Origin of the sequence: Streptomyces sp. AHA2 (assembly GCF_036857595.1) — a bacterium.
GTDB lineage: Bacteria > Actinomycetota > Actinomycetes > Streptomycetales > Streptomycetaceae > Streptomyces.
This window is the reverse complement of record NZ_JAUQWJ010000026.1, coordinates 23,121-41,446: the sequence shown is the minus strand read 5'-3', so window position 1 is coordinate 41,446 and position 18,326 is coordinate 23,121. Positions and strand designations below refer to the sequence as shown.

The 18,326-nt window shown below is 75.0% G+C and carries 15 protein-coding genes and 1 pseudogene; 9 read left to right on the top strand and 7 right to left on the bottom strand.

Annotated elements, in window-relative coordinates; all coding sequences use genetic code 11:
- Nucleotides 1–90 precede the first annotated feature (90 nt).
- Nucleotides 91–1,590 (top strand): SCO1417 family MocR-like transcription factor, encoded by a 1,500-nt coding sequence (locus Q5694_RS31605; RefSeq protein ID WP_333936946.1) that lies wholly within the window; start codon nucleotides 91–93, stop codon nucleotides 1,588–1,590.
- A gap of 565 nt (nucleotides 1,591–2,155) precedes the next feature.
- Here Q5694_RS31605 and Q5694_RS31600 read toward each other — a convergent pair.
- Both Q5694_RS31600 and Q5694_RS31595 read right to left on the bottom strand, forming a co-directional pair.
- A pseudogene (locus Q5694_RS31600) lies at nucleotides 2,156–3,689 on the bottom strand (hypothetical protein); the annotation flags it as partial.
- A gap of 52 nt (nucleotides 3,690–3,741) precedes the next feature.
- On the bottom strand, nucleotides 3,742–3,936 hold the full coding sequence (locus Q5694_RS31595) for a hypothetical protein (protein WP_030843336.1): 195 nt from the start codon (nucleotides 3,934–3,936) through the stop codon (nucleotides 3,742–3,744).
- A gap of 299 nt (nucleotides 3,937–4,235) precedes the next feature.
- Here Q5694_RS31595 and Q5694_RS31590 point away from each other — a divergent pair, with 299 nt between their 5' ends.
- From Q5694_RS31590 to Q5694_RS31570, 5 genes are all read left to right on the top strand, one after another.
- On the top strand, nucleotides 4,236–4,628 hold the full coding sequence (locus tag Q5694_RS31590) for an ankyrin repeat domain-containing protein (RefSeq protein ID WP_333936944.1): 393 nt from the start codon (nucleotides 4,236–4,238) through the stop codon (nucleotides 4,626–4,628).
- 299 nt (nucleotides 4,629–4,927) lie between these two features.
- Complete coding sequence (locus tag Q5694_RS31585; RefSeq protein ID WP_333936943.1) at nucleotides 4,928–6,346, top strand: HEAT repeat domain-containing protein; 1,419 nt, start codon at nucleotides 4,928–4,930, stop codon at nucleotides 6,344–6,346.
- Between the two features lie 197 nt (nucleotides 6,347–6,543).
- Nucleotides 6,544–7,671, top strand: a complete 1,128-nt coding sequence (locus Q5694_RS31580; RefSeq protein ID WP_333936942.1) for a glycosyltransferase family 4 protein — start codon at nucleotides 6,544–6,546, stop codon at nucleotides 7,669–7,671.
- Nucleotides 7,668–9,023, top strand: coding sequence for a glycosyltransferase (locus tag Q5694_RS31575; RefSeq protein ID WP_333936941.1), 1,356 nt, complete (start codon nucleotides 7,668–7,670; stop codon nucleotides 9,021–9,023). Before Q5694_RS31580 ends, Q5694_RS31575 begins: the two co-directional genes overlap by 4 nt.
- Nucleotides 9,024–9,199: 176 nt before the next feature.
- Nucleotides 9,200–10,075 carry an SGNH/GDSL hydrolase family protein gene (locus Q5694_RS31570; RefSeq protein ID WP_333936940.1) on the top strand — a complete coding sequence of 292 codons (876 nt, stop codon included), beginning with the start codon at nucleotides 9,200–9,202 and terminating at the stop codon, nucleotides 10,073–10,075.
- 51 nt (nucleotides 10,076–10,126) lie between these two features.
- Here the strand turns inward: Q5694_RS31570 and Q5694_RS31565 are convergent, their stop codons facing one another.
- From Q5694_RS31565 to Q5694_RS31545, 5 genes are read right to left on the bottom strand one after another with little or no spacing between them, the layout of a single operon-like run.
- The gene (locus Q5694_RS31565) at nucleotides 10,127–10,996 is read right to left on the bottom strand and encodes a biotin-dependent carboxyltransferase family protein (RefSeq protein WP_333936939.1); all 870 of its coding nucleotides are present in this window, start codon (nucleotides 10,994–10,996) and stop codon (nucleotides 10,127–10,129) included.
- Nucleotides 10,993–11,610, bottom strand: coding sequence for a 5-oxoprolinase subunit B family protein (locus tag Q5694_RS31560; protein WP_333936938.1), 618 nt, complete (start codon nucleotides 11,608–11,610; stop codon nucleotides 10,993–10,995). Before Q5694_RS31560 ends, Q5694_RS31565 begins: the two co-directional genes overlap by 4 nt.
- Nucleotides 11,607–12,365, bottom strand: coding sequence for a LamB/YcsF family protein (locus Q5694_RS31555; protein ID WP_333936937.1), 759 nt, complete (start codon nucleotides 12,363–12,365; stop codon nucleotides 11,607–11,609). Before Q5694_RS31555 ends, Q5694_RS31560 begins: the two co-directional genes overlap by 4 nt.
- A 17-nt stretch (nucleotides 12,366–12,382) precedes the next feature.
- Complete coding sequence (locus Q5694_RS31550; RefSeq protein WP_333936936.1) at nucleotides 12,383–13,210, bottom strand: putative hydro-lyase; 828 nt, start codon at nucleotides 13,208–13,210, stop codon at nucleotides 12,383–12,385.
- On the bottom strand, nucleotides 13,207–14,508 hold the full coding sequence (locus Q5694_RS31545) for an MFS transporter (protein WP_333936935.1): 1,302 nt from the start codon (nucleotides 14,506–14,508) through the stop codon (nucleotides 13,207–13,209). Before Q5694_RS31545 ends, Q5694_RS31550 begins: the two co-directional genes overlap by 4 nt.
- Before the next feature lie 170 nt (nucleotides 14,509–14,678).
- Here Q5694_RS31545 and Q5694_RS31540 point away from each other — a divergent pair, with 170 nt between their 5' ends.
- The 3 genes from Q5694_RS31540 (at nucleotide 14,679) to Q5694_RS31530 (ending at nucleotide 18,294) form a co-directional block, all read left to right on the top strand.
- Nucleotides 14,679–15,374 (top strand): GntR family transcriptional regulator, encoded by a 696-nt coding sequence (locus Q5694_RS31540; protein WP_333936934.1) that lies wholly within the window; start codon nucleotides 14,679–14,681, stop codon nucleotides 15,372–15,374.
- A 78-nt stretch (nucleotides 15,375–15,452) separates the two neighbouring features.
- Complete coding sequence (locus tag Q5694_RS31535) at nucleotides 15,453–16,979, top strand: hypothetical protein (RefSeq protein ID WP_333936933.1); 1,527 nt, start codon at nucleotides 15,453–15,455, stop codon at nucleotides 16,977–16,979.
- 433 nt (nucleotides 16,980–17,412) lie between these two features.
- Nucleotides 17,413–18,294: a hypothetical protein gene (locus Q5694_RS31530; RefSeq protein WP_333936932.1), complete on the top strand. Its 882-nt coding sequence runs from the start codon at nucleotides 17,413–17,415 to the stop codon at nucleotides 18,292–18,294.
- Nucleotides 18,295–18,326 lie beyond the last annotated feature (32 nt).

Genomic DNA, 18,326 nt, shown 5'->3' with positions numbered 1-18,326 from the left:
CTGGTGGTGGTAGTGGACTGACACATGACACCCTGTGGCGTGGATGGAATGGCCATCCAGGGCCAATTCGGGGAAGGTGGACTGATTTCGATGGCGCAGTGGACCTCGGCCGTGGGGGCGGCACAGCTCGCCCGGCTCCTCAACTCCCAGCAGGACCGCCCCGCGGGGCCCGGCACCCGCCGCCCCCCTGCCTACCGCGCCCTCGCCGACGGCATCCGCCTGCTGGTGCTGGAGGGCCGGGTCCCGGTGGCCGCCCGGCTGCCCGCCGAACGGGAACTCGCCCTGGCCCTGTCCGTCAGCCGTACGACGGTGGCCGCCGCCTACGAGGCCCTGCGCAGCGAGGGGTTCCTGGAATCCCGGCGCGGCGCGGGCAGCTGGACCGCCGTCCCCGCCGGGAATCCGCTGCCCGCCCGGGGACTGGAGCCGCTGCCGCCGGAGGCGCTCGGCTCGATGATCGACCTCGGCTGCGCGGCGCTGCCCGCCCCGGAGCCGTGGCTCACCCGGGCCGTGCAGGGCGCACTCGAGGAACTGCCGCCGTACGCGCACACGCACGGCGACTACCCCGCGGGACTGCCGGCGCTGCGTTCCATGATCGCCGAGCGCTACACCGCGCGCGGCATCCCCACGATGCCCGAGCAGATCATGGTGACCACCGGCGCGATGGGGGCCATCGACGCGATCTGCCACCTGTTCGGCGGACGGGGCGAACGCATCGCCGTGGAGTCCCCCTCGTACGCCAACATCCTGCAGTTGATGCGCGAGGCGGGGGCCAGGCTGGTGCCGGTCGCGATGGCCGAGGGGCTCTCCGGCTGGGACATGGACCGCTGGCGGCAGGTGCTGCGGGACGCGGCGCCGCGCCTCGCCTATGTCGTGGCCGACTTCCACAACCCCACCGGGGCCCTCGCCGGCGAGGACCAGCGCCGGCGGCTCGTCGACTCGGCCCGGTCCGCCGGGACCGTGCTGATCGCCGACGAGACGATGAGCGAGCTGTGGCTCGACCCGGGGGTGGAGATGCCGCGCCCGGTGTGCGCCTTCGATCCGGCCGGGTCCACGGTGATCACGGTCGGTTCGGCGAGCAAGGCGTTCTGGGCCGGCATGCGGATCGGGTGGGTGCGGGCCGCGCCGGACGTCATCCGCAGCCTCGTCGCGGCGCGGGCCTACGCCGACCTCGGCACCCCGGTCCTGGAGCAGCTGGCCGTCAACTGGCTCTTCGGGACGGGCGGCTGGGAGCAGGCGGTGCAGGTGCGGCGCGAGCAGGCCCGGTCGAACAGGGACGAGCTGGTGGCCGCCGTGCGGCGGGAGCTGCCCGGGTGGGAGTTCGAGGTTCCGCAGGGCGGTCTGACGCTGTGGGTGCGCACCGGCGGGCTGTCGGGGTCGAGGCTCGCGGAGGCGGGCGAGCGGGTGGGCGTGCGTGTGCCGTCGGGGCCGCGGTTCGGGGTGGACGGCGCGTTCGAGGGGTACGTGCGGCTGCCGTTCACCGTCGGCGGGGCGGTGGCCGAGGAGGCGGCGGTACGGCTCGCCGCTGCGGCCGCGCTGGTGGAGTCGGGCGGGGTCGGCGGCTCCGAGCCGCCCCGCACGTTCGTGGCGTAGGACGGACAGGGCCGCCCGGAACGGGGAGAGCGGTTCCTCCCAGGAGAGGAACCGCTCTCGTCAGCGGGCGGCGGTCAGGGCCGTTCCGCCTTCTCCGGCTCGGCCAGTACGGGCACCGGGTTCGCCGGCCGCTCCCTTGCGGCGACCGCCGCCGGGTCGGGCCTGTGCTCGCCGGCGGGGACACGGGCCGGGCCCGGTTCGGGATGTCCGGCCGGGGCGGACCCGGCGGCGGGCCCGCCCGTCGCGGCGGGGGCGGGGCCCGGGGCGGGGTTCGCGGCCTGCGCCGGAGCCGCGGCGGAGCTGCCGGTCCGCAGGGCGACCGCGGCCGGCACGGCCCCCCTGGCCACCACCTGGACCGCCGTCGGCAGGGGCCCCTTCGCCATCACCTGCACCGGAGTGGGTGCCGGCCCCTTGGTCATCAGCTGGACCGGGCCCGTCGCGGGCCCCTTCGTCGGCACGGCCACCGGTTCGGCCCGCTGCGGCGCGGGCTCCGCCGCTGCGGCCACCGGCTGCTCCTCCAGGTCCGCCGGCAGCGGCTCCGGGGTGCCGTCCGCCCCGTCCGGCTCGGGGACCGTCTCCCCGTCCGCCGGCGTCGTACGGGGCGGCAGCAGGGCGAGGACCGCCTCGCGGTGCGCCTCGGGGGCCGCGTCGTCGAAGGGGTTCGGCGTGCCGGGGACCTGGAGGCGGTGGACCGGGCCGTTGCCGAGGCGTGCGTAGCCGCGGCCGGGCGGGACCTGGTCGAGGGGGGTGGACTGCGGCGGTGCGCCCAGAACCGTCTCCAGCCGGTCGGCCGTCGCAGGGCCGAGGACCATGCGCGCGCGGGTGTGCTGGCGGACCGGTTCGGCCAGGGCGTCCAGCGCGTCGAGCTGGTCGGCCACGACCACCGTCACGTTCGCCGGACGGCCGTGGCGCAGGGGGACCTGGAGGAGGGTCTGCGGATCCTTGCGGTCGTCCGCCGCGGCCAGATGGGTGAACGCGGTGGGCCGGTCGAGGAGGATCCAGAGCGGACGTTTGGTGTCCTCCGGCGGCGGGTGCCCTGCCTGGTGGGCCCGGTTGGCGGCGATGAGACGGCGCTCCGTCTCGGTCGCGGCCCACTCCAGGCTGGCCGTGGCCCCGGCCAGACCGCACTCGACCGCCAGGACGCCGTCCCGGCCGGTCAGGCACGCGTACTCGCCGGTGCCGCCGCCGTCCACGATCACCACGTCGCCGTGCTGGAGCGCCTGCAGGGCGATGGACCGCAGCAGCGTGGAGGTGCCGCTGCCCGGCTGGCCGAGGACGAGCAGATGCGGCTCGGTGGAGCGCAGACCGGTGCGCCAGACCACCGGGGGGACGTCGCGCTGCCGCTGACCGGAACCGAGGGGGAGGGTGCGCCGCACCTGCGTGGAGTCGGTGAAGCCGAGGACCGTCTCGCCGGGCGCGGTGACGAAGCGCTGGGCGGTGATGTCGACGGGGAGCGGCTGCAGCACGCCGAGCGTCAGCTGGTTGCCCTCCTCGTCCCACGTGAAGTGGTACTCGCGGCCCCGGCCGGACTTGGCCGCGAGGAGGTGCTCGATGCGGGCGCGGGAGTCGGGCTCGCCGTCGGTGAAGTACGCCGGGTAGCGCACCACCAGCTGGGAGATGCGGCCGCCGCCGTCGAACGCGTAGGTGGGAAAGGCCTTGTCCCACGCGCCACCGTGCGCGTACAGCGGCTCGGGGTCCTCGGCCGTGGAGAAGTACGGCACCAGCGCCTCGTAGAGCGACTTCAGGCGCTGGGCCTGCGACTCGTCGGGCCCGTCGGGTGCCGCCGGCGTGCGGTCCCTGCCCTGCCACGCCGCAGCCGCCATCAGGGTGATGGCGGCCAGCAGCGGTCCGTACGGCACCAGGGCCACGACCAGGACGACCGAGGCGACGAGGAACAGCAGCGCTCCCCGTCTCTCCTTGGGCGTCTGCGTCCACCTGCGCCGCCCGGCCCCGGCCAGCCGGCGCAGACCGCGCGCGATCGTGATCAGCGGATGGAGGACGTCCGTGGCGCTGTCGGCGGCCGTCCGGGCCAGCTCCCGGCTCCGGGCGAGCTGCGCGCTGCCGTTGCTCAGAATGCGGGGGAGGGGGCGCCGGGCCACTACTGCCTCCAGTGGGTGCGTACGGGCGGGATGCGTACGGAGAGCGGGGTCGTCAGAACTTGATTCCGCCGAGGAGGCTCGCCAGGCTCTCGCCGCCCGCCTTGATGCTCGGCGCGATGGCCGTGCTGGCGAGGTAGAAGCCGAAGAGCATGGCCACCACGGCGTGGGACGCCTTCAGCCCGTCCTTGCGGAAGAAGATGAAGACGACGATGCCGAGCAGGACCACGCCTGAGATCGAGAGGATCATGTGAGTTCTCCTGGTTCGCGGGGACAGTCACCATGAGTACTTCCAGGCTCACAGCATGTATCCATACGATAAAAGGTGCAACTGGGTGAAAATCGGACGATTTCCCCCGGTCGGTGGAGCGGTCCTCGGGCGTGGGCGGGCCGGCCTGTTGCGCCGGTCCGCGTCTGCGGTGATCTTTACCTCGGGCACTTCGGGTCATGTGCCGCGCGAGCCAGTACCCTGGCGATTCACTCGTACGGCTGCGGCACGCGCAGGCGTACGCACCCGACGTGACGCGTAGTGGAGAGGTGGTCCGGCCGATGACCGAAGTCCCCGACCCCGAGGTCGTGGAGCTGGCGACCAAGATCTTCGATCTGGCCCGGCGGGGACGGACCGAGGAACTCGTGGCGTACGTCGACGCGGGCGTTCCGGCCAACCTCACCAACGACCGCGGCGACTCGCTCGTCATGCTCGCCGCCTACCACGGCCACTCCGACGCCGTGCGCGCCCTGCTCGATCGCGGCGCGGACGCGGACCGGGTGAACGACCGAGGCCAGACCCCGCTCGCGGGAGCGGCCTTCAAGGGGGAGACGGACGTCGTCAAGGCTCTCCTCGAGGCCGGAGCCGACCCTTCCGCGGGCACCCCCTCGGCTGTGGACACCGCGCGCATGTTCGGCCGGACGGAACTGCTCGAACTGTTCGGCGAGCTGTGAGACGACCGGTCTGACCTGGAACGACACGGAAAACGGGGGAGGCGGTACGGGGCCGCCGAAATTTCGGTCGCGGCGGACGGAAGTGCCGGGTCATCATGACGACGTGATTCACGGACGTGACGGCTGGGCAGGTGTTGCCGCACCGCGCGGGCCGTGAGCGGCCCGCAAGGGCCACCGACGAGAGGCAGAGGAAGATGGTCTACAGCAAGCAGGAAACGGCGGGCACTCCGACGTGTTGTCGCGCGGCCAGGTAGTACACGTCCCCGGTTGCGTCGACGCTTGATGTGAGGCTGTTTCCCATGTTCGATCCGGTCATAGCGCCCAGCGGTACGCTGCTCGGCCTGCTCCAGCGGGGCCGCGGCGACGGCACACTGCACGCGCTCACCGCCCCGCGCCCCGAGGCGCTCGCGGCACTGAACCACTGCGTGCTGAACGATCCCCGCCACGACTGGCAGGTGGAGAACCGCTCCCTCTACTACGCCCGCCTCTTCCTCGACCTCGACGGCGAACTGGACGAGATCGAGGCGCACCTGTTCGACGCCGAGGACGTGGTGGACACCGAGGAGTCCCGCACCGGGCTCGCCCTCGCCGTCCTCGGCCACCTCGCCTCCTACGGCAGGCGCGACGCGCTCCACCTGCTGCGCAGGTACGCCGCCCACGGCTCCAACTGGGCCTGGGCGCTGGACGAACTGGCCCTCAGGGACGACGACGCGGGCCTGCGCGCCCTCGCCGCACCCGTCCTCGCGCGCTTCTCCACCGACCCGGAGGGCGAGGCCGAGCTGGCCGCCACCGTCAGGGACGCCTTCGAGCCCCGCCCCTGGCGGCTGTGGGCCGAGGATCCCCGCGAGTCCGTCTCCGCACGCGTGCGTGCCGCCCACGAGGCCGGCAGCTTCGACCGATGGCAGCGGCAGATGCGGCCGGCGGGCCCACGCCCCGGGTGGAGCGTGCAGGCGGTCTTCGAGTGGGCCCAGCAGGGCATCGACCGGGGCGCGGCACTCCATGTGCCGGCCGCCCGCTGTCTGAGCGCCGTCGCGGGTCCCGAGGACCGTGACGAGATCGTCCGCGCGGCCGAGGCCGGCGGCGACGGGGCCCGCTGCACGGCTCTGCGCTACCTCGCCGACGCGGGCGACCCCGAGGCCCTCGACCTGATCGAGGCGGCCGTGTCCTCCGGGACGCCGCTGGTCGTCGACGCCGCCGTCGACGCCTTCGAGCGCATGCGCTCGCTCGCCGCCGTCGACCGGGCGCGCGGCTGGGCCCGGCGGCCCGACGCGCTGGGCGCCGCCGCCGGGCGCGTCCTCGCCTGCCGGGGCGGAGCCCGGGACCGCGAGCCGGTCCTCGCCGCTCTGCGCGAGGCCGTGCGGGGCGAAGGCCCCGACGCCCCCACCCTCTGGACCCTCGTCGACGGCACCGGACGGCTCGGCATCGTCTGTGCCGCACCCGTGCTGCGGCACATCTACCGCGAGACCGCCTCCTCCCACCTGCGCGGCCGGGCCGCCCGGGCCCTCGCCGCCACCGACCCCGCCTTCGGCACCGGCTTCGCCGTCGAGTGCCTGTGGGACTGCGAGGAGACCACCCGCGAACTCGCCGCCCGGCACGCCGAGACCGGCGACACCCGTGTCGTGGAGCGCCTGCGCCGGCTCGCCGCCGACCCGGCCGAGGAGGCCGAGGTGCAGACGGCCGTACGCAGCCGGATCGGTCCCGGGGAGACCGCCGTGTAGGCCCTCTCGGACAGGCCCTTCCGGACGACGCCGCAGCCGTGTCAGGCCGCGCGGATGAACGTCCGGTGACGCGCGGGGCAGGAGGTCGTGGACGCGGCCCGACCCGCGCGGGTGCACAGCGCAACGCTCATGGGCCGTTCCTCGCCCTGACAGATCGACGTTGACGTGACCACGTCCGGCACGGCGACAACACCGGTATGCGTGTCGTCATCGTCACCGAGTCCTTCCCTCCCGATGTGAACGGCGTGGCCCACTGCGCGCTCCAGACCGCCCGGCACCTCGCCGACCGCGGTCACGCCCCCGTCGTCGTGGCCCCGGCTCCCGCGCCCGGCAGCAGGCCCGACGCGTCCACGCCGTGCCCCGTCGTCCACGTCCCCTCCCTCCCGCTGCCCGGCTACCCGCAGGTCCGGGTCGCCCTCCCCAGCCGGCGGCTCGCCGCCACCCTCGCCGGGCACCGCCCCGACGTGGTCCACCTGGCCAGTCCCTTCGTCCTCGGCGTGCGCGGCATGGCGGCCGCAGCCCGTCTCGGCGTCCCGGCCGTCGCCGTCTACCAGACCGACCTGGCCGGATACGCCCGCACCTACATGGGGGCCGGCGAGGCCGCCGCGTGGCGGCGCATCCGCTCGGTGCACGGCGCCGCGGACCTCACCCTGGCCCCGTCCGGCGCCGCCCTGCGCGACCTGGAGACACACGGCGTCCCGCGGGTCAGGCTGTGGCCGCGCGGCGTCGACACCGCACGGTTCCGGCCCGGCCGGCGCGACGAGGCCCTGCGCCGCTCACTCGCCCCGAACGGCGAACTGATCGTCGGCTACGTCGGCCGCCTCGCCCCCGAGAAGCACGTCGAACTCCTCGCCGGTGCCTGCCGGCTGGACGGCGTGCGCGTCGTGGTCGTCGGCGACGGCCCCAGCCGCCCCGGCCTGGAGGAGGCGCTGCCCGGCGCGGTCTTCCTGGGCCGGCGCACCGGGGACGACCTCGCCCGGATCTTCGCCTCCCTCGACGTCTTCGCGCACACGGGTCCCTTCGAGACCTTCTGCCAGACGGTCCAGGAGGCCATGGCCAGCGGCCTGCCGGTCGTCGCACCGGCCGCGGGCGGACCGCTGGACCTCGTCGCCCACGGGCGCACCGGACTGCTCGTGCCGCCGCACGACCCCGACGCCGTCCGGGACGCGGTACGCGCCCTGGCCGCCGACGCCGGGGTGCGGGCGGCCTTCGGCGCCGCCGGACGGGCCACGGTCGAGGGCCGCACCTGGGCGGCCGTCGGCGACCGGCTGATCGGGTACTACGCGCAGGTGCTCGCGGGGCGCCGGACGGCGGTGGCGGCATGAACCGGAGCGGCACGGGCAGCCGGCCGCTGCGCATCGTCCGGCTCGCCAACTTCGTCGCGCCCTCCTCCGGGGGCCTGCGCACCGCCCTGCGCGAACTCGGCAAGGGATACCGGGCGGCGGGACACGAACCCGTCCTCGTGATCCCCGGCGAGCGGGCGAGCGACCGGGAGACCGGACAGGGCCGGGTGATCACCCTCCCCGGACCGCTGCTGCCCGGCACCGGCGGCTACCGCGTCCTCACCGGGAAGCAGCAGGTGGCCCGGCTGCTGGAGGAACTCGCACCGGACCGGCTGGAGGTGTCCGACCGCACGACCCTGCGCTGGACCGGCAAGTGGGCGCGGCGCGCCCGGGTCCCGGCCGTCATGGTCTCCCACGAGACCGCCGACGGCGTCCTGCGCACCTGGGGCCTGCCCGCACCGGCGGCACGCAAGGCCGCCGACGCCCTCAACATCCGCACGGCCCACACGTACGCGCGCGTGGTGTGCACGACCGAGTTCGCCGAACGGGAGTTCGTGCGCGTCGGGGCGCGCAACGTGGTCCGGGCCCCGCTGGGCGTCGACCTGGTGGCGCGGCACCCCGGCCTGCGGGACCCCGAGCTGCGGGCGCGGTACGCGCGTGCGGACCGGACCTTCCTGCTCATGTGCTCGCGTCTGTCCGTCGAGAAGCGTCCCGGTACGGCTCTGGACGCCCTGGAGGCCCTGCTGAGGCGAGGGCGCAGGGCCGTGCTGGTGGTCGCAGGGGACGGTCCGCTGCGCGCCCGGCTCGAACAGCGGGCGCGAGCCGGTGCCCTGCCGGTCGCCTTCCTCGGCCACGTCGCCGACCACGGGGTGCTCGGCGCGCTCCAGGCGTCCGCCGACCTCGTCCTGGCCCCTGGCCCCGCCGAGACCTTCGGGCTCGCCGCCCTGGAGTCGATGGCCTGCGGCACACCCGTGGTGGCGAGCGCCTCGTCCGCGCTGCCGGAGGTCGTCGGGTCCGCCGGTGCGGTCGCCGCCGACCACGGGGAGGCCTTCGCGGACGGGGTGGACCGGCTGCTGGACCGGCCGGAAGCGGACCGGCGGGAGGCCGCACGCGCGCGTGCGGAGTGCTTCGGGTGGGACGCGGCGGTGGACGCTTTCCTGGCGGCGCACGACGCGGCCGTCCCGGCCCGGCCGTCGACCCCCGTGCCGACGCCGATGACGTCGACCGGGTCCCCTGGGGTGGCCCGTCCCGCCGGGCTGACCGGGTCGGCCGGGGCGGCCGGGGTGACCGGACCGGCTGGGCCTGCCGGACCGACCGGGTCGGCCGGACCCGCCGGGGCGGCCGGGCCGGGGGCCGTGGCGTCCCGGCCGCTCGTGCCGGGGGAGCCGGTATGAGACCGCCGGGGGCCGTGACGCCGGTCGGCGGGGACCGCCCGCAGGCCGGGACCTCGGGGCATTCGGGGTGCTTGCGGCGGGCGGGCGCCCGCCGGGCCGCCGGGCTCCGGGGGTGTCCGCGGGACGAAGGGCTGCAGCAAGGGGTCGCGCTGTGCGAAGGCTCGCGGTGCGAGGGCGTGGCGCAGCGCAGCGGGCACCGGGCGTTCGTGGCCCTGGGCGACTCGCTCACCGAGGGCGTGGGTGATCCGGTCGGCGGCGGCTGGCGAGGCTGGGCAGCCCTGCTCGCAACCGGGCTCACCGCAGGCGGAGCCGCCGGGCCACCCGTCCGGTTCACCAACCTCGCGGTGAGCGGCGCCCAGAGCCGGGACGTGCTGGAACGGCAGTTGCCGGCCGCGCTGGAGTGCCGCCCCGACCTCGCGTCCGTGATCGTCGGGGTCAACGACACACTCCGCCACAGCTTCGACATCCAGGCCGTGGCGGCCCGGCTCGACCAGGTGTACGCGTCCCTGACCGCTCGGGGGGCCGTCCTGCTCACCGCCTGCCTGCCCGACCCGGGCCGGATGCTGGGCCTGCCGCCGGCCCTCGCCCGTCCACTGGCGCGGCGGCAGCGGGCCGTGAACGCGGTGGTGCACGCGCTGTCGGAGCGGTACGGCGCCCTGCACCTGCACGTCTGTGGGGGCGAGTGGATCACCGACCGGGCGATGTGGAGCGCGGACCGGCTGCATCCGGGGGAGCGCGGGCACCGGCAACTGGCCCTGCGTTTCCACGCGCTGCTCGCGGAGCGGGGTCTGGCGAGCGGGCCCGCTCCCTCGCCCGAGCCCGAGTCGCCCGGCCCCACCGTCCCCGCGCGTCTGTGGTGGCTGGCCACGGCCGGCACCGGCTGGGTGGCGCGCCGGTGCACCGATCTGCTGCCCCAGCTCCTGGCCCTCGCCGCCGACGAGCTGGGGCACCGCGCCCGCGGGACGAGCGCCCGTCTCGACCTGCGGGCCTCGGCGGCGGTCTCGGCGGCCCTCGCCGCCCTCTCACCGGTGGAACACCCGGGACCTGTCTGACGGAAGGGCCCGATCCGTCGGACGGGCGTCGTCAGGCCCGTGCCACCGGACTCAGCGGCGGCGTACCGCCACGAAGCGGACCGGAGTGCCGGGGGACGCCTGGGCGGCTGCCGGGAGGTCGGATGCGCGGACCACGGCGATCACCGGGTAGCCACCCGTGGTCGGGTGGTCGGCCAGGAACACCACCGGCCTGCCGTCCGGCGGGACCTGGACGGCGCCCAGCACCATCCCCTCGCTGGGCAGTTCCCCGGCCCGGGCCCGCTCCAGGGCGGGCCCCTCCGTCCGCAGCCCGATGCGGTTGCTCGCGGAGGACACCCGGTAGGGGCGGGAGACGAAGGTGCGGACGGCGTGCGGGGTGAACCAGTCGTCGCGCGGTCCCAGGGTCACTCCGAGGACCAGCTCGGCCGGCGGCGCCGGCTGCGGGGCCACGTCCACGCGCGCGTGGACCCCCGTCGGCCGCCCCAGGGGCAGGACCGTGCCGTCGGTGAGCGGGGGCGGGCCGAGACCCGACAGCAGGTCGGTGGAGCGGCTGCCGAGCACGCGCTCGACCGCGACGCCCCCGCAGACGCCGACGTAGGTCCGTACGCCGGTCAGGGCCGGGCCGATGTCCAGCAGCGCGCCGGCCGGCACGCGCAGCGGCGCGCCCCAGGCCGCGGGCCGGCCGTCCACCGTGACGCGGCAGGGCGCACCGGCCACGGCCACGGTGACGTCCGAACGGGGCCGCAGCGCGCAGCCGTCGAGGGTCGTCTCCAGCACGGCCGCCCCGGACGGATTCCCGGTCAGCCGGTTGACGAGGTCCGCCGCGGGCCGGTCCAGGGCGCCGGAGCGCGGGACGCCGAGGTGGGCGTGGCCGGGCCGGCCGAGGTCCTGCACGGTGGTGAGGGCCCCGGCCCGTACGACGGCGAGCGCCCGGTCGGTCATGATCCCGCCTCGGGGACGAACCGCACACGGGTGCCCGGCGACAGCAGCGCGGCCGGCACGCGCGCGTGGTCGAACAGCACGGCGTCCGTGGTGCCGATCAGCTGCCAGCCGCCCGGCGAGGAACGCGGGTACACGCCCGTGTAGGGTCCCGCCAGCGCCACCGAGCCGGCGGGGACGGCCGTGCGCGGGGTGGAGCGGCGCGGCACGTCGTAGCGGGACGGCAGGCCGGTGAGGTAGCCGAAGCCGGGGGCGAAGCCGCAGAAGGCGACCAGGAACTCCGTTCCGGCGTGGATCCGGGCGACCTCCGCCGCCGGCACGCCCCAGAGCGCGGCGACGTCGGCCAGGTCCGGGCCGTCGTAGCGCACCGGGATGCGGACCACCTCGCGCGAGGGCGGGGGAGGAGGCGGCAGTTCGGCGGCGGTCAGTTCGGCGGCCAGCCGGGCGGGTGAGTCGAGGCCGTCCAGGAGGACCGTACGGGCCGCCGGCACGATCTCGCGGGCCGACAGCGAGCCCTCGGCGCGGCGGCGCAGCAGCTCCGCGTGCAGGGCCTGCGCCTCGTCGACCGAGGAGACCTCGACGAGCAGGGCGTCCTCACCGGCGGGCAGCACGTTCATGCGAAGGCCTCCACGACGACCCCCGTCGCCTCCAGCCGCCGGCGCACCCGGTGGGCCAGGTCCACCGCGCCGGGTGTGTCGCCGTGCAGGCACAGGGAACGCGCGCGTACCTCGATGCGCGTGCCCGAGCGGGCGACGACGCTGCCGGTGCGGGCCAGCTCCACCGACCGCCCGACGACCGCCTCCGGGTCGCTGACCACGGCGCCCTCCTCGGTGCGCGGCACCAGCGTGCCCGCGTCGGTGTACGCGCGGTCGGCGAACGCCTCGGTGACGGCCGGCAGTCCCGCCTTCGCGGCCAGCTCCAGCAGGCGCGAGCCGGGCAGACCCAGGACCGGCAGGGCGGCGTCCGCGAGGAGCACGCCCTCGACGACGGCCGCGGCCTGCTCCTCGTCGCGCACGACCCGGTTGTAGAGCGCGCCGTGCGGTTTGACGTAGGCGACGCGGGCGCCCGCCGCGCGGGCGAACACCTCCAGGGCGCCGATCTGGTAGGCGACCTCCGCGGCCAGTTCGGCGGGCGGCACGTCCATCGCGCGCCGCCCGAACCCGGCCAGGTCCCGGTAGGAGACCTGGGCGCCGATCCGCACACCGCGCGCGGCCGCCAGCTCGCACACCCGGCGCATCGTGGCCGGGTCCCCGGCGTGGAAACCGCACGCTACGTTGGCGCTGGTGACGACGGACAGCAGCCCCTCGTCGTCGGTGAGCCGCCAGCGGCCGAAGCCCTCGCCGAGATCGGCGTTCAGATCGATGCAGGCCATGGTTTCAGTGTCTCCTGTCAGAGCACGCGGTACTGCTCGTCACGGGCGTCGGTGACGAACATCTGCCCCGGGGCGTGGGTGAGCGCGAACGGCGGGCGGGAGGCCATCACGGCCGCCTGCGGCGTCACCCCGCAGGCCCAGAACACCGGGATGTCGTCCGGCTCGGCGTCCACCGGGTCGCCGAAGTCGGGGCGGCCCAGGTCGCCGATGCCGAGCCCCGAGGGGTCGCCGCAGTGCACGGGACTGCCGTGCACGGCCGGCAGGAGGCTGCTCTCCCGGATCGCCGCCGCCAGGTGCCGCGGCGGCACCGGCCGCATCGACACCACCATCGGGCCGTGCAGCCGCCCCGCGGGACGGCACTGCCGGCTCGTCACGTACATCGGGACGTTGCGGCCCTGCTCGACGTGGCGGATCGGCACGCCGGCCTCGCCCAGCGCCCACTCGAAGGTGAAGCTGCACCCGATGAGGAACGACACCAGGTCGTCCCGCCAGTGGGTGCGCACGTCGGTCGGCTCGTCCACCAGTTGGCCGTCCCGCCACACCCGGTAGCGCGGCAGGTCCGTGCGCAGATCGGCACCCTCGGCGAGCACGGTGGTCCAGGAGCCGGCGTCGGTGACGTCGAGGACGGGGCAGGGCTTGGGGTTGCGCTGGCAGAACAGCAGCATCTCGTAGGCCCAGTCCGCGGGCACGGAGATCAGGTTGACCTGGGTGTGGCCCGCCGCCACCCCGGCCGTGGGCCCGGTCAGGCCCTCCCGGAAGCGGGCCCGGGCCGCCGCCGGGCTCCACGCGCGCGCCTGCTCGTCGACGAGGAGCAGCGGGCGGTCCTCGGTACCGGTGCGGTTCACGTCAGCTCCTTCCCGCGCGTCTCGGGCAGCCCCAGCAGGGCCAGTGCGGCGATGCCGTAGCCGATCGCGCCGAAGACCAGCGCGCCGCCCACGCCCCAGCTGTCGGCCAGGAACCCCACGGTGGTCGGGAACACGGCACCCACCGCGCGCCCGGTGTTGTACGTGAAGCCCTGCCCGGTCCCGCGCACCGCGGTCGGGTACAGCTCGCTCAGGTAGGAGCCGAAGCCGCTGAAGATCGCCGACATGCAGAATCCGAGCGGGAAACCCAGCACCAGGAGCAGGGTGTTGGCGCCGCTGGGGATGTTCGCGTAGGCCAGGATGCACAGCGCGGACAGCAGGGCGAAGAGCCAGATGTTGCGCCGCCTGCCCAGCTTGTCGGTGAGGTAACCGCCGGTCAGGTAGCCGATGAAGGCGCCCGAGATCAGGAACGTCAGGTAGCCGCCGGTGCCGACGACCGACAGGTCGCGTTCGGACTTGAGGTAGGTCGGCACCCAGGTGGCCAGCGTGTAGTAGCCGCCCTGCACACCGGTCGACAGCAGCCCGGCGAACAGCGTCACGCGCAGCAGGCCCGGCTTGAAGATGGCGGTGAACGACCCCTTCTGCGCGCTCTGTTCACGCGCGGCGGCCGCCTCGGGGGCGTCGTGGACGCTGCGCCGCAGCCAGATCACCAGCAGGGCCGGCATCGCCCCGGTCCAGAACATGATCCGCCAGGCCAGGTCGTCACCGGCCACGGAGAACACCACGGTGTAGACGATCACGGCCAGGCCCCAGCCCACCGCCCAGGAGCTCTGGATCGCGCCCAGCGTGCGGCCCCGGTGCCTCGCGCTCGCGTACTCGGCCACCAGGATCGCGCCGACCGCCCACTCACCGCCGAAACCGAGGCCCTGCAGGGCGCGGAAGACCAGCAGCGTCTCGTAGTTGGGCGCGAATCCGCAGGCGACGGTGAACACCGCGTAGGTGATCACCGTGATCATCAGCGCCTTGACCCGGCCGACGCGGTCGGCGAGAACTCCCGCGAGGGCGCCGCCGATCGCCGAGACCACCAGGGTGACCGTGGTGAACAGACCCGTCTGGCCGCTGTCCAGGCCGAAGTACGCGGCGAGCGCGACCATGCTCAGCGGCAGCGTGAAGTAGTCGTACGAGTCCAGGGCATAGCCGCCGAAGGCGCCGGCGAAGGCGCGGCGGCCCCGCGGGCCCAGGGCGCGCAGCCAGCCCAGCGCCCCGGCGTCCGGGCCGGGTCCGGCGGCCCGGTCGCGGGTGTCGCCGGGCAGTGCCTGCGGTGGAGGGGTCGTGCTCATGGGCACCTCGCAGAGTGAGGACGGAGGGTGCTACGGAAGTGAGCCGTGCCGTGCGAAGCGGTCGGCACCGGGGTGGGGGCGCGGCGCCATGTCCAGCACCGTAGAGGATTGTTCAACGATCCCTCAATACCCATGTTGGTTGTTCCCGGGATGTGCGATTGAATTCGGGCATGGCAGAGCAGCTGAAGGACCTCGCCGACGACCGGGCTCTCCTGGGGCGCACCAGCACTGCGGAACGGGTCTCGGACATCCTCAGGAGCCGCATCGCCGAGGGGTACTTCCCGCCCGGCACCCGGCTGTCGGAGGACAGCATCGGCGGCGCGCTCGGCGTCTCCCGCAACACGCTGCGCGAGGCGTTCCGGCTGCTCACCCACGAACGCCTGCTCGTCCACGAGCTGAACCGGGGGGTCTTCGTCCGGGTCCTGACCGTGGAGGACGTCGAGGACATCTACCGCACCCGCCGGCTCGTCGAGTGCGCGGTCGTACGCGGTCTCGGCGAGCCGCCCCACCCTCTCGACGGGCTCGCGAGCGCGGTCGAGGACGGGCAGGCCGCCGCCCGGGACGGCGACTGGAAAGCCGTGGGCACGGCCAACATCCACTTCCACCGGGAACTGGTCGCCCTGTCGGGAAGCGAGCGCACGGCCGAGCTGATGCGCAGCGTCTTCGCCGAACTGCGCCTGGCCTTCCACGTCGTGGACGAACCCCAGCGGCTGCATGAACCGTACATCGCACGAAATGTCGCCATCCTCCAGGCGCTTCAGGACGGAGACCGCGCACAGGCCGAACGTCTCCTCGCGGGCTACCTCGACGACTCCCTCCGGCGCGTCGTCGAGGTCTACCGGCGGCGGGTCGGCGACGACGGCTGAGGCCCCGCCGCCGGCCCGCCGGGGAGGCGTACCGCGTCGTTTGGGACGATGTCAGACCCAGGACCTAGTCTGTGCACCGTGACTTCGCCTGCATCGACGGACAGCGTTCCGCCCCAGCTCAGCGCGGGGCCGCGTCCCGCTCCGGGGCCGGCCGCCGACGAGGGCCTGGCGCGGCGCCTGCGCGCGCTCGCCTGCACCGCGCCCCTGCACGACCTGGACGCGCGCAAGGCCAACCTCGCGGGTGAGTACACGGTGTACGGCATGGCGGAGGTCGCTCTCGCGGCCATCGACCTCGTCACCCTGAACATGGACTTCGACACCGGCGCCGACCACGACCAGATCGTCACCCGCCTCGTCCCGCGCATCGCCGCCCAGGCCCCGCAGCGCCCCGCCGCCGAGCACGAACGGGTGGCCCGCTGGGTCCTGGAGAACCTGATCAACGTCGGCAGCGTCGACCGCGGGTTCCGCGCCGTGTACGGCACGTTCGGCGCGGACGGCACGTACGTGCGGCGCGACTACGACTTCAAGCTGATCGAGGAGGTCCCCGGCCCCGGCGGCCAGGTCTACCTGCGGACCACGGACGAGGCGGTCAACGTCCTGGTCGGCGCCCTCGACACCGACGTCACGAGTGCCCAGATCGCCGCCGAGGTCAAGCTGGAGGTGCTGATCAGCCGCGGCCGGCTCGCCGACGCCCAGCTCGCGGCCGAACAGGCCCGCTACCGGACCGTGCAGTACTCCGAGACGCTGCGCCGCGCCCTGGACGCCACCCGGCGCAACGTCCGCGCGGTCGACTGGCTCACCGCCGTGCCCGACATGATCGCCGAGGCCCTCGAGCACGTGGCCGACCGCTACCGGCACGAGAACGCGATCCTCACCAACATCCGCAAGGCGCGGGACGAGTCGGAGGACCCGGAGAACAAGCGCCGCGCCGCCGAGCTGGTCGACATCGTCAAGGACTGCATCCGGCGCCACACCCAGTTGCAGTCGCGGCTGCTGGAGGCCGGGCCGCTGTTCCGCGCCGAGCAGGACCGGCAGGCCTTCGCCACGCCCATGACCAGCTCCGGGATAGACCTCTACGGCCATCTCGTCTCGCCGGTCCTGCCCCTGCCGCTGGAGCAGGCCGTGCGGGTCACGGACGCCTTCTTCGGGCGGGGCACGGGGCTGCGCACACCCGTGTCCGTCCGGATCACCGACCTCGTCGACATATTGCTCACGCCGCCGGTCGAGCGGGAGCACCTCGGGGCCGAGATGCCCGAGCCGGACCTCATCGCCACCCCGGACGACAGCCGGTTCAGCGAGGAGCAGATGGCGGCGGCCCAGGAGCTGCTCGACCTGCCGGCCGACGCGCCGCGCCGGCTGTCGGGGCTGCTGGCCGAGGCCCGCCGCCTCGACCCCGACCTGCCCTACCTGGTCGCGCTGCTGGCCGTGCACGCGGCCAGTCCGCCGGTCGGCACGGCCTACCGGCAGGGCGAGCAGAAGCTGCTGTTCGCCGTGGACGACGGGACCGAGCTGGAGGACGAGGAGTTCGGGGGCGCGGACCTGATCGTCGGCACCGCGCTGCTGGACGCGGTGGGGATGGCGGCGGACCGGACGGAGGCCGCCTGATGCCCGGGCCGACGAACCGCCGCGGGCCCACCGCGGCCGGCCCCGGGACCGCAAGAGCCTCCCGGAGGTGCCGGGCCCCTCGGGCCCTTGCGGGCCCGCACGGCTCCCAGGAGCCGCGGGCTTCACAGGGTCCGCACGGCTCGCAGGAGCCTGAGGGTTCGCGGGGCTCGCAGGAGCCTGGGGGTTCGCGGGGCTCGCAGGAGCCTGGGGGTTCGCGGGGCCGGCACGGCCCCCGGATCTCCCCGGGTGCGCGGCGTTCCCGGAACACCCCGGCTTCCCGGGGCACCAGGGCCTCTCGGGGCGCGCGGCCTTCCCAGGAAGGCCCGGTTTCGCGGGCAACCCGGCCCTGCCAGGGCGCCCGGGCTGCTCGTCATCGCACGGTGCCCGGGAACGGCGCCCGCACGTACGTATCGAGGATCGAGGAGTTCAAGCCGTGAGCGAGCACGTCGAGTGGAGTGAGCCGGAAGGCCCGGCCCCCGCGGCCACCGCCGCCGTCATCCCCGCCGATGCCGCCGACGCGGCCCGGCTCGTGTCCTTCGGACTGCAGCCCAAGCTCCAGCCCGCCCGCGACCAGGAGTACGCGGACCTGCTGCGGCGCTACCGGGAGGACCCGCCGTTCGCCCGGCTCGCCGACGCCGTGGCGACCGGGCTGGGGCTCATCGTGCTGGAGGTCTCCCCGCGCGCCGGCATGGCCGTGACCGCCGCCGAGGACTCCGTGTTCGCCGTCCGCATGGGCGACTACGCGCGTCGCACCTCCGCCGACGGCGGCGACCGGTTCCTGCACGGACTGGCCCATCTCGCCGTCGCCGCCATGGCGTTCCCGCGCCCCGAGGACCTCGCCGACGACGGCTACATCGGCCGCGTCACGGTCAACGGCGTCGACGCCTTCGTGCGCCAGGCCTGCCACCGGCTCGAGGAACGCGCCGCCGAGCAGGGCGAGAACACCGACCCGGTCACCGACGCGCCCGGCCTGGAGGCCGCCTGGCGCATCTGGGTGCGGCGCAGCGCGACCGGCGCCACCAAGGACGCCCGCCGGCTCGCCGGTTCCACCACCGGCATCGTCGCCAAGGCCGTCGCGTTCCTCACCGACTCGGGCTTCCTGCAGCGCACCGGCGACGACAACGGCGGCACCTACCGCACCACCGCCCGCTACCAGCTCCAGGTCCGCGACCTGGCCGGCAGCGCCGCCCTGGCCGAGCTGCTGGAGCTGGGCGTCGTCCCCGTCACCGACGGCACCCCGACACTGCTGCCCCCCGAGGAGGGCGACGACCTGGAGCTGGTCGCCGACGCCGGACTGCCCTTCCACTCCTCCTGACCGCCCCCCGCTCATCCCCCACCCCACGAAGA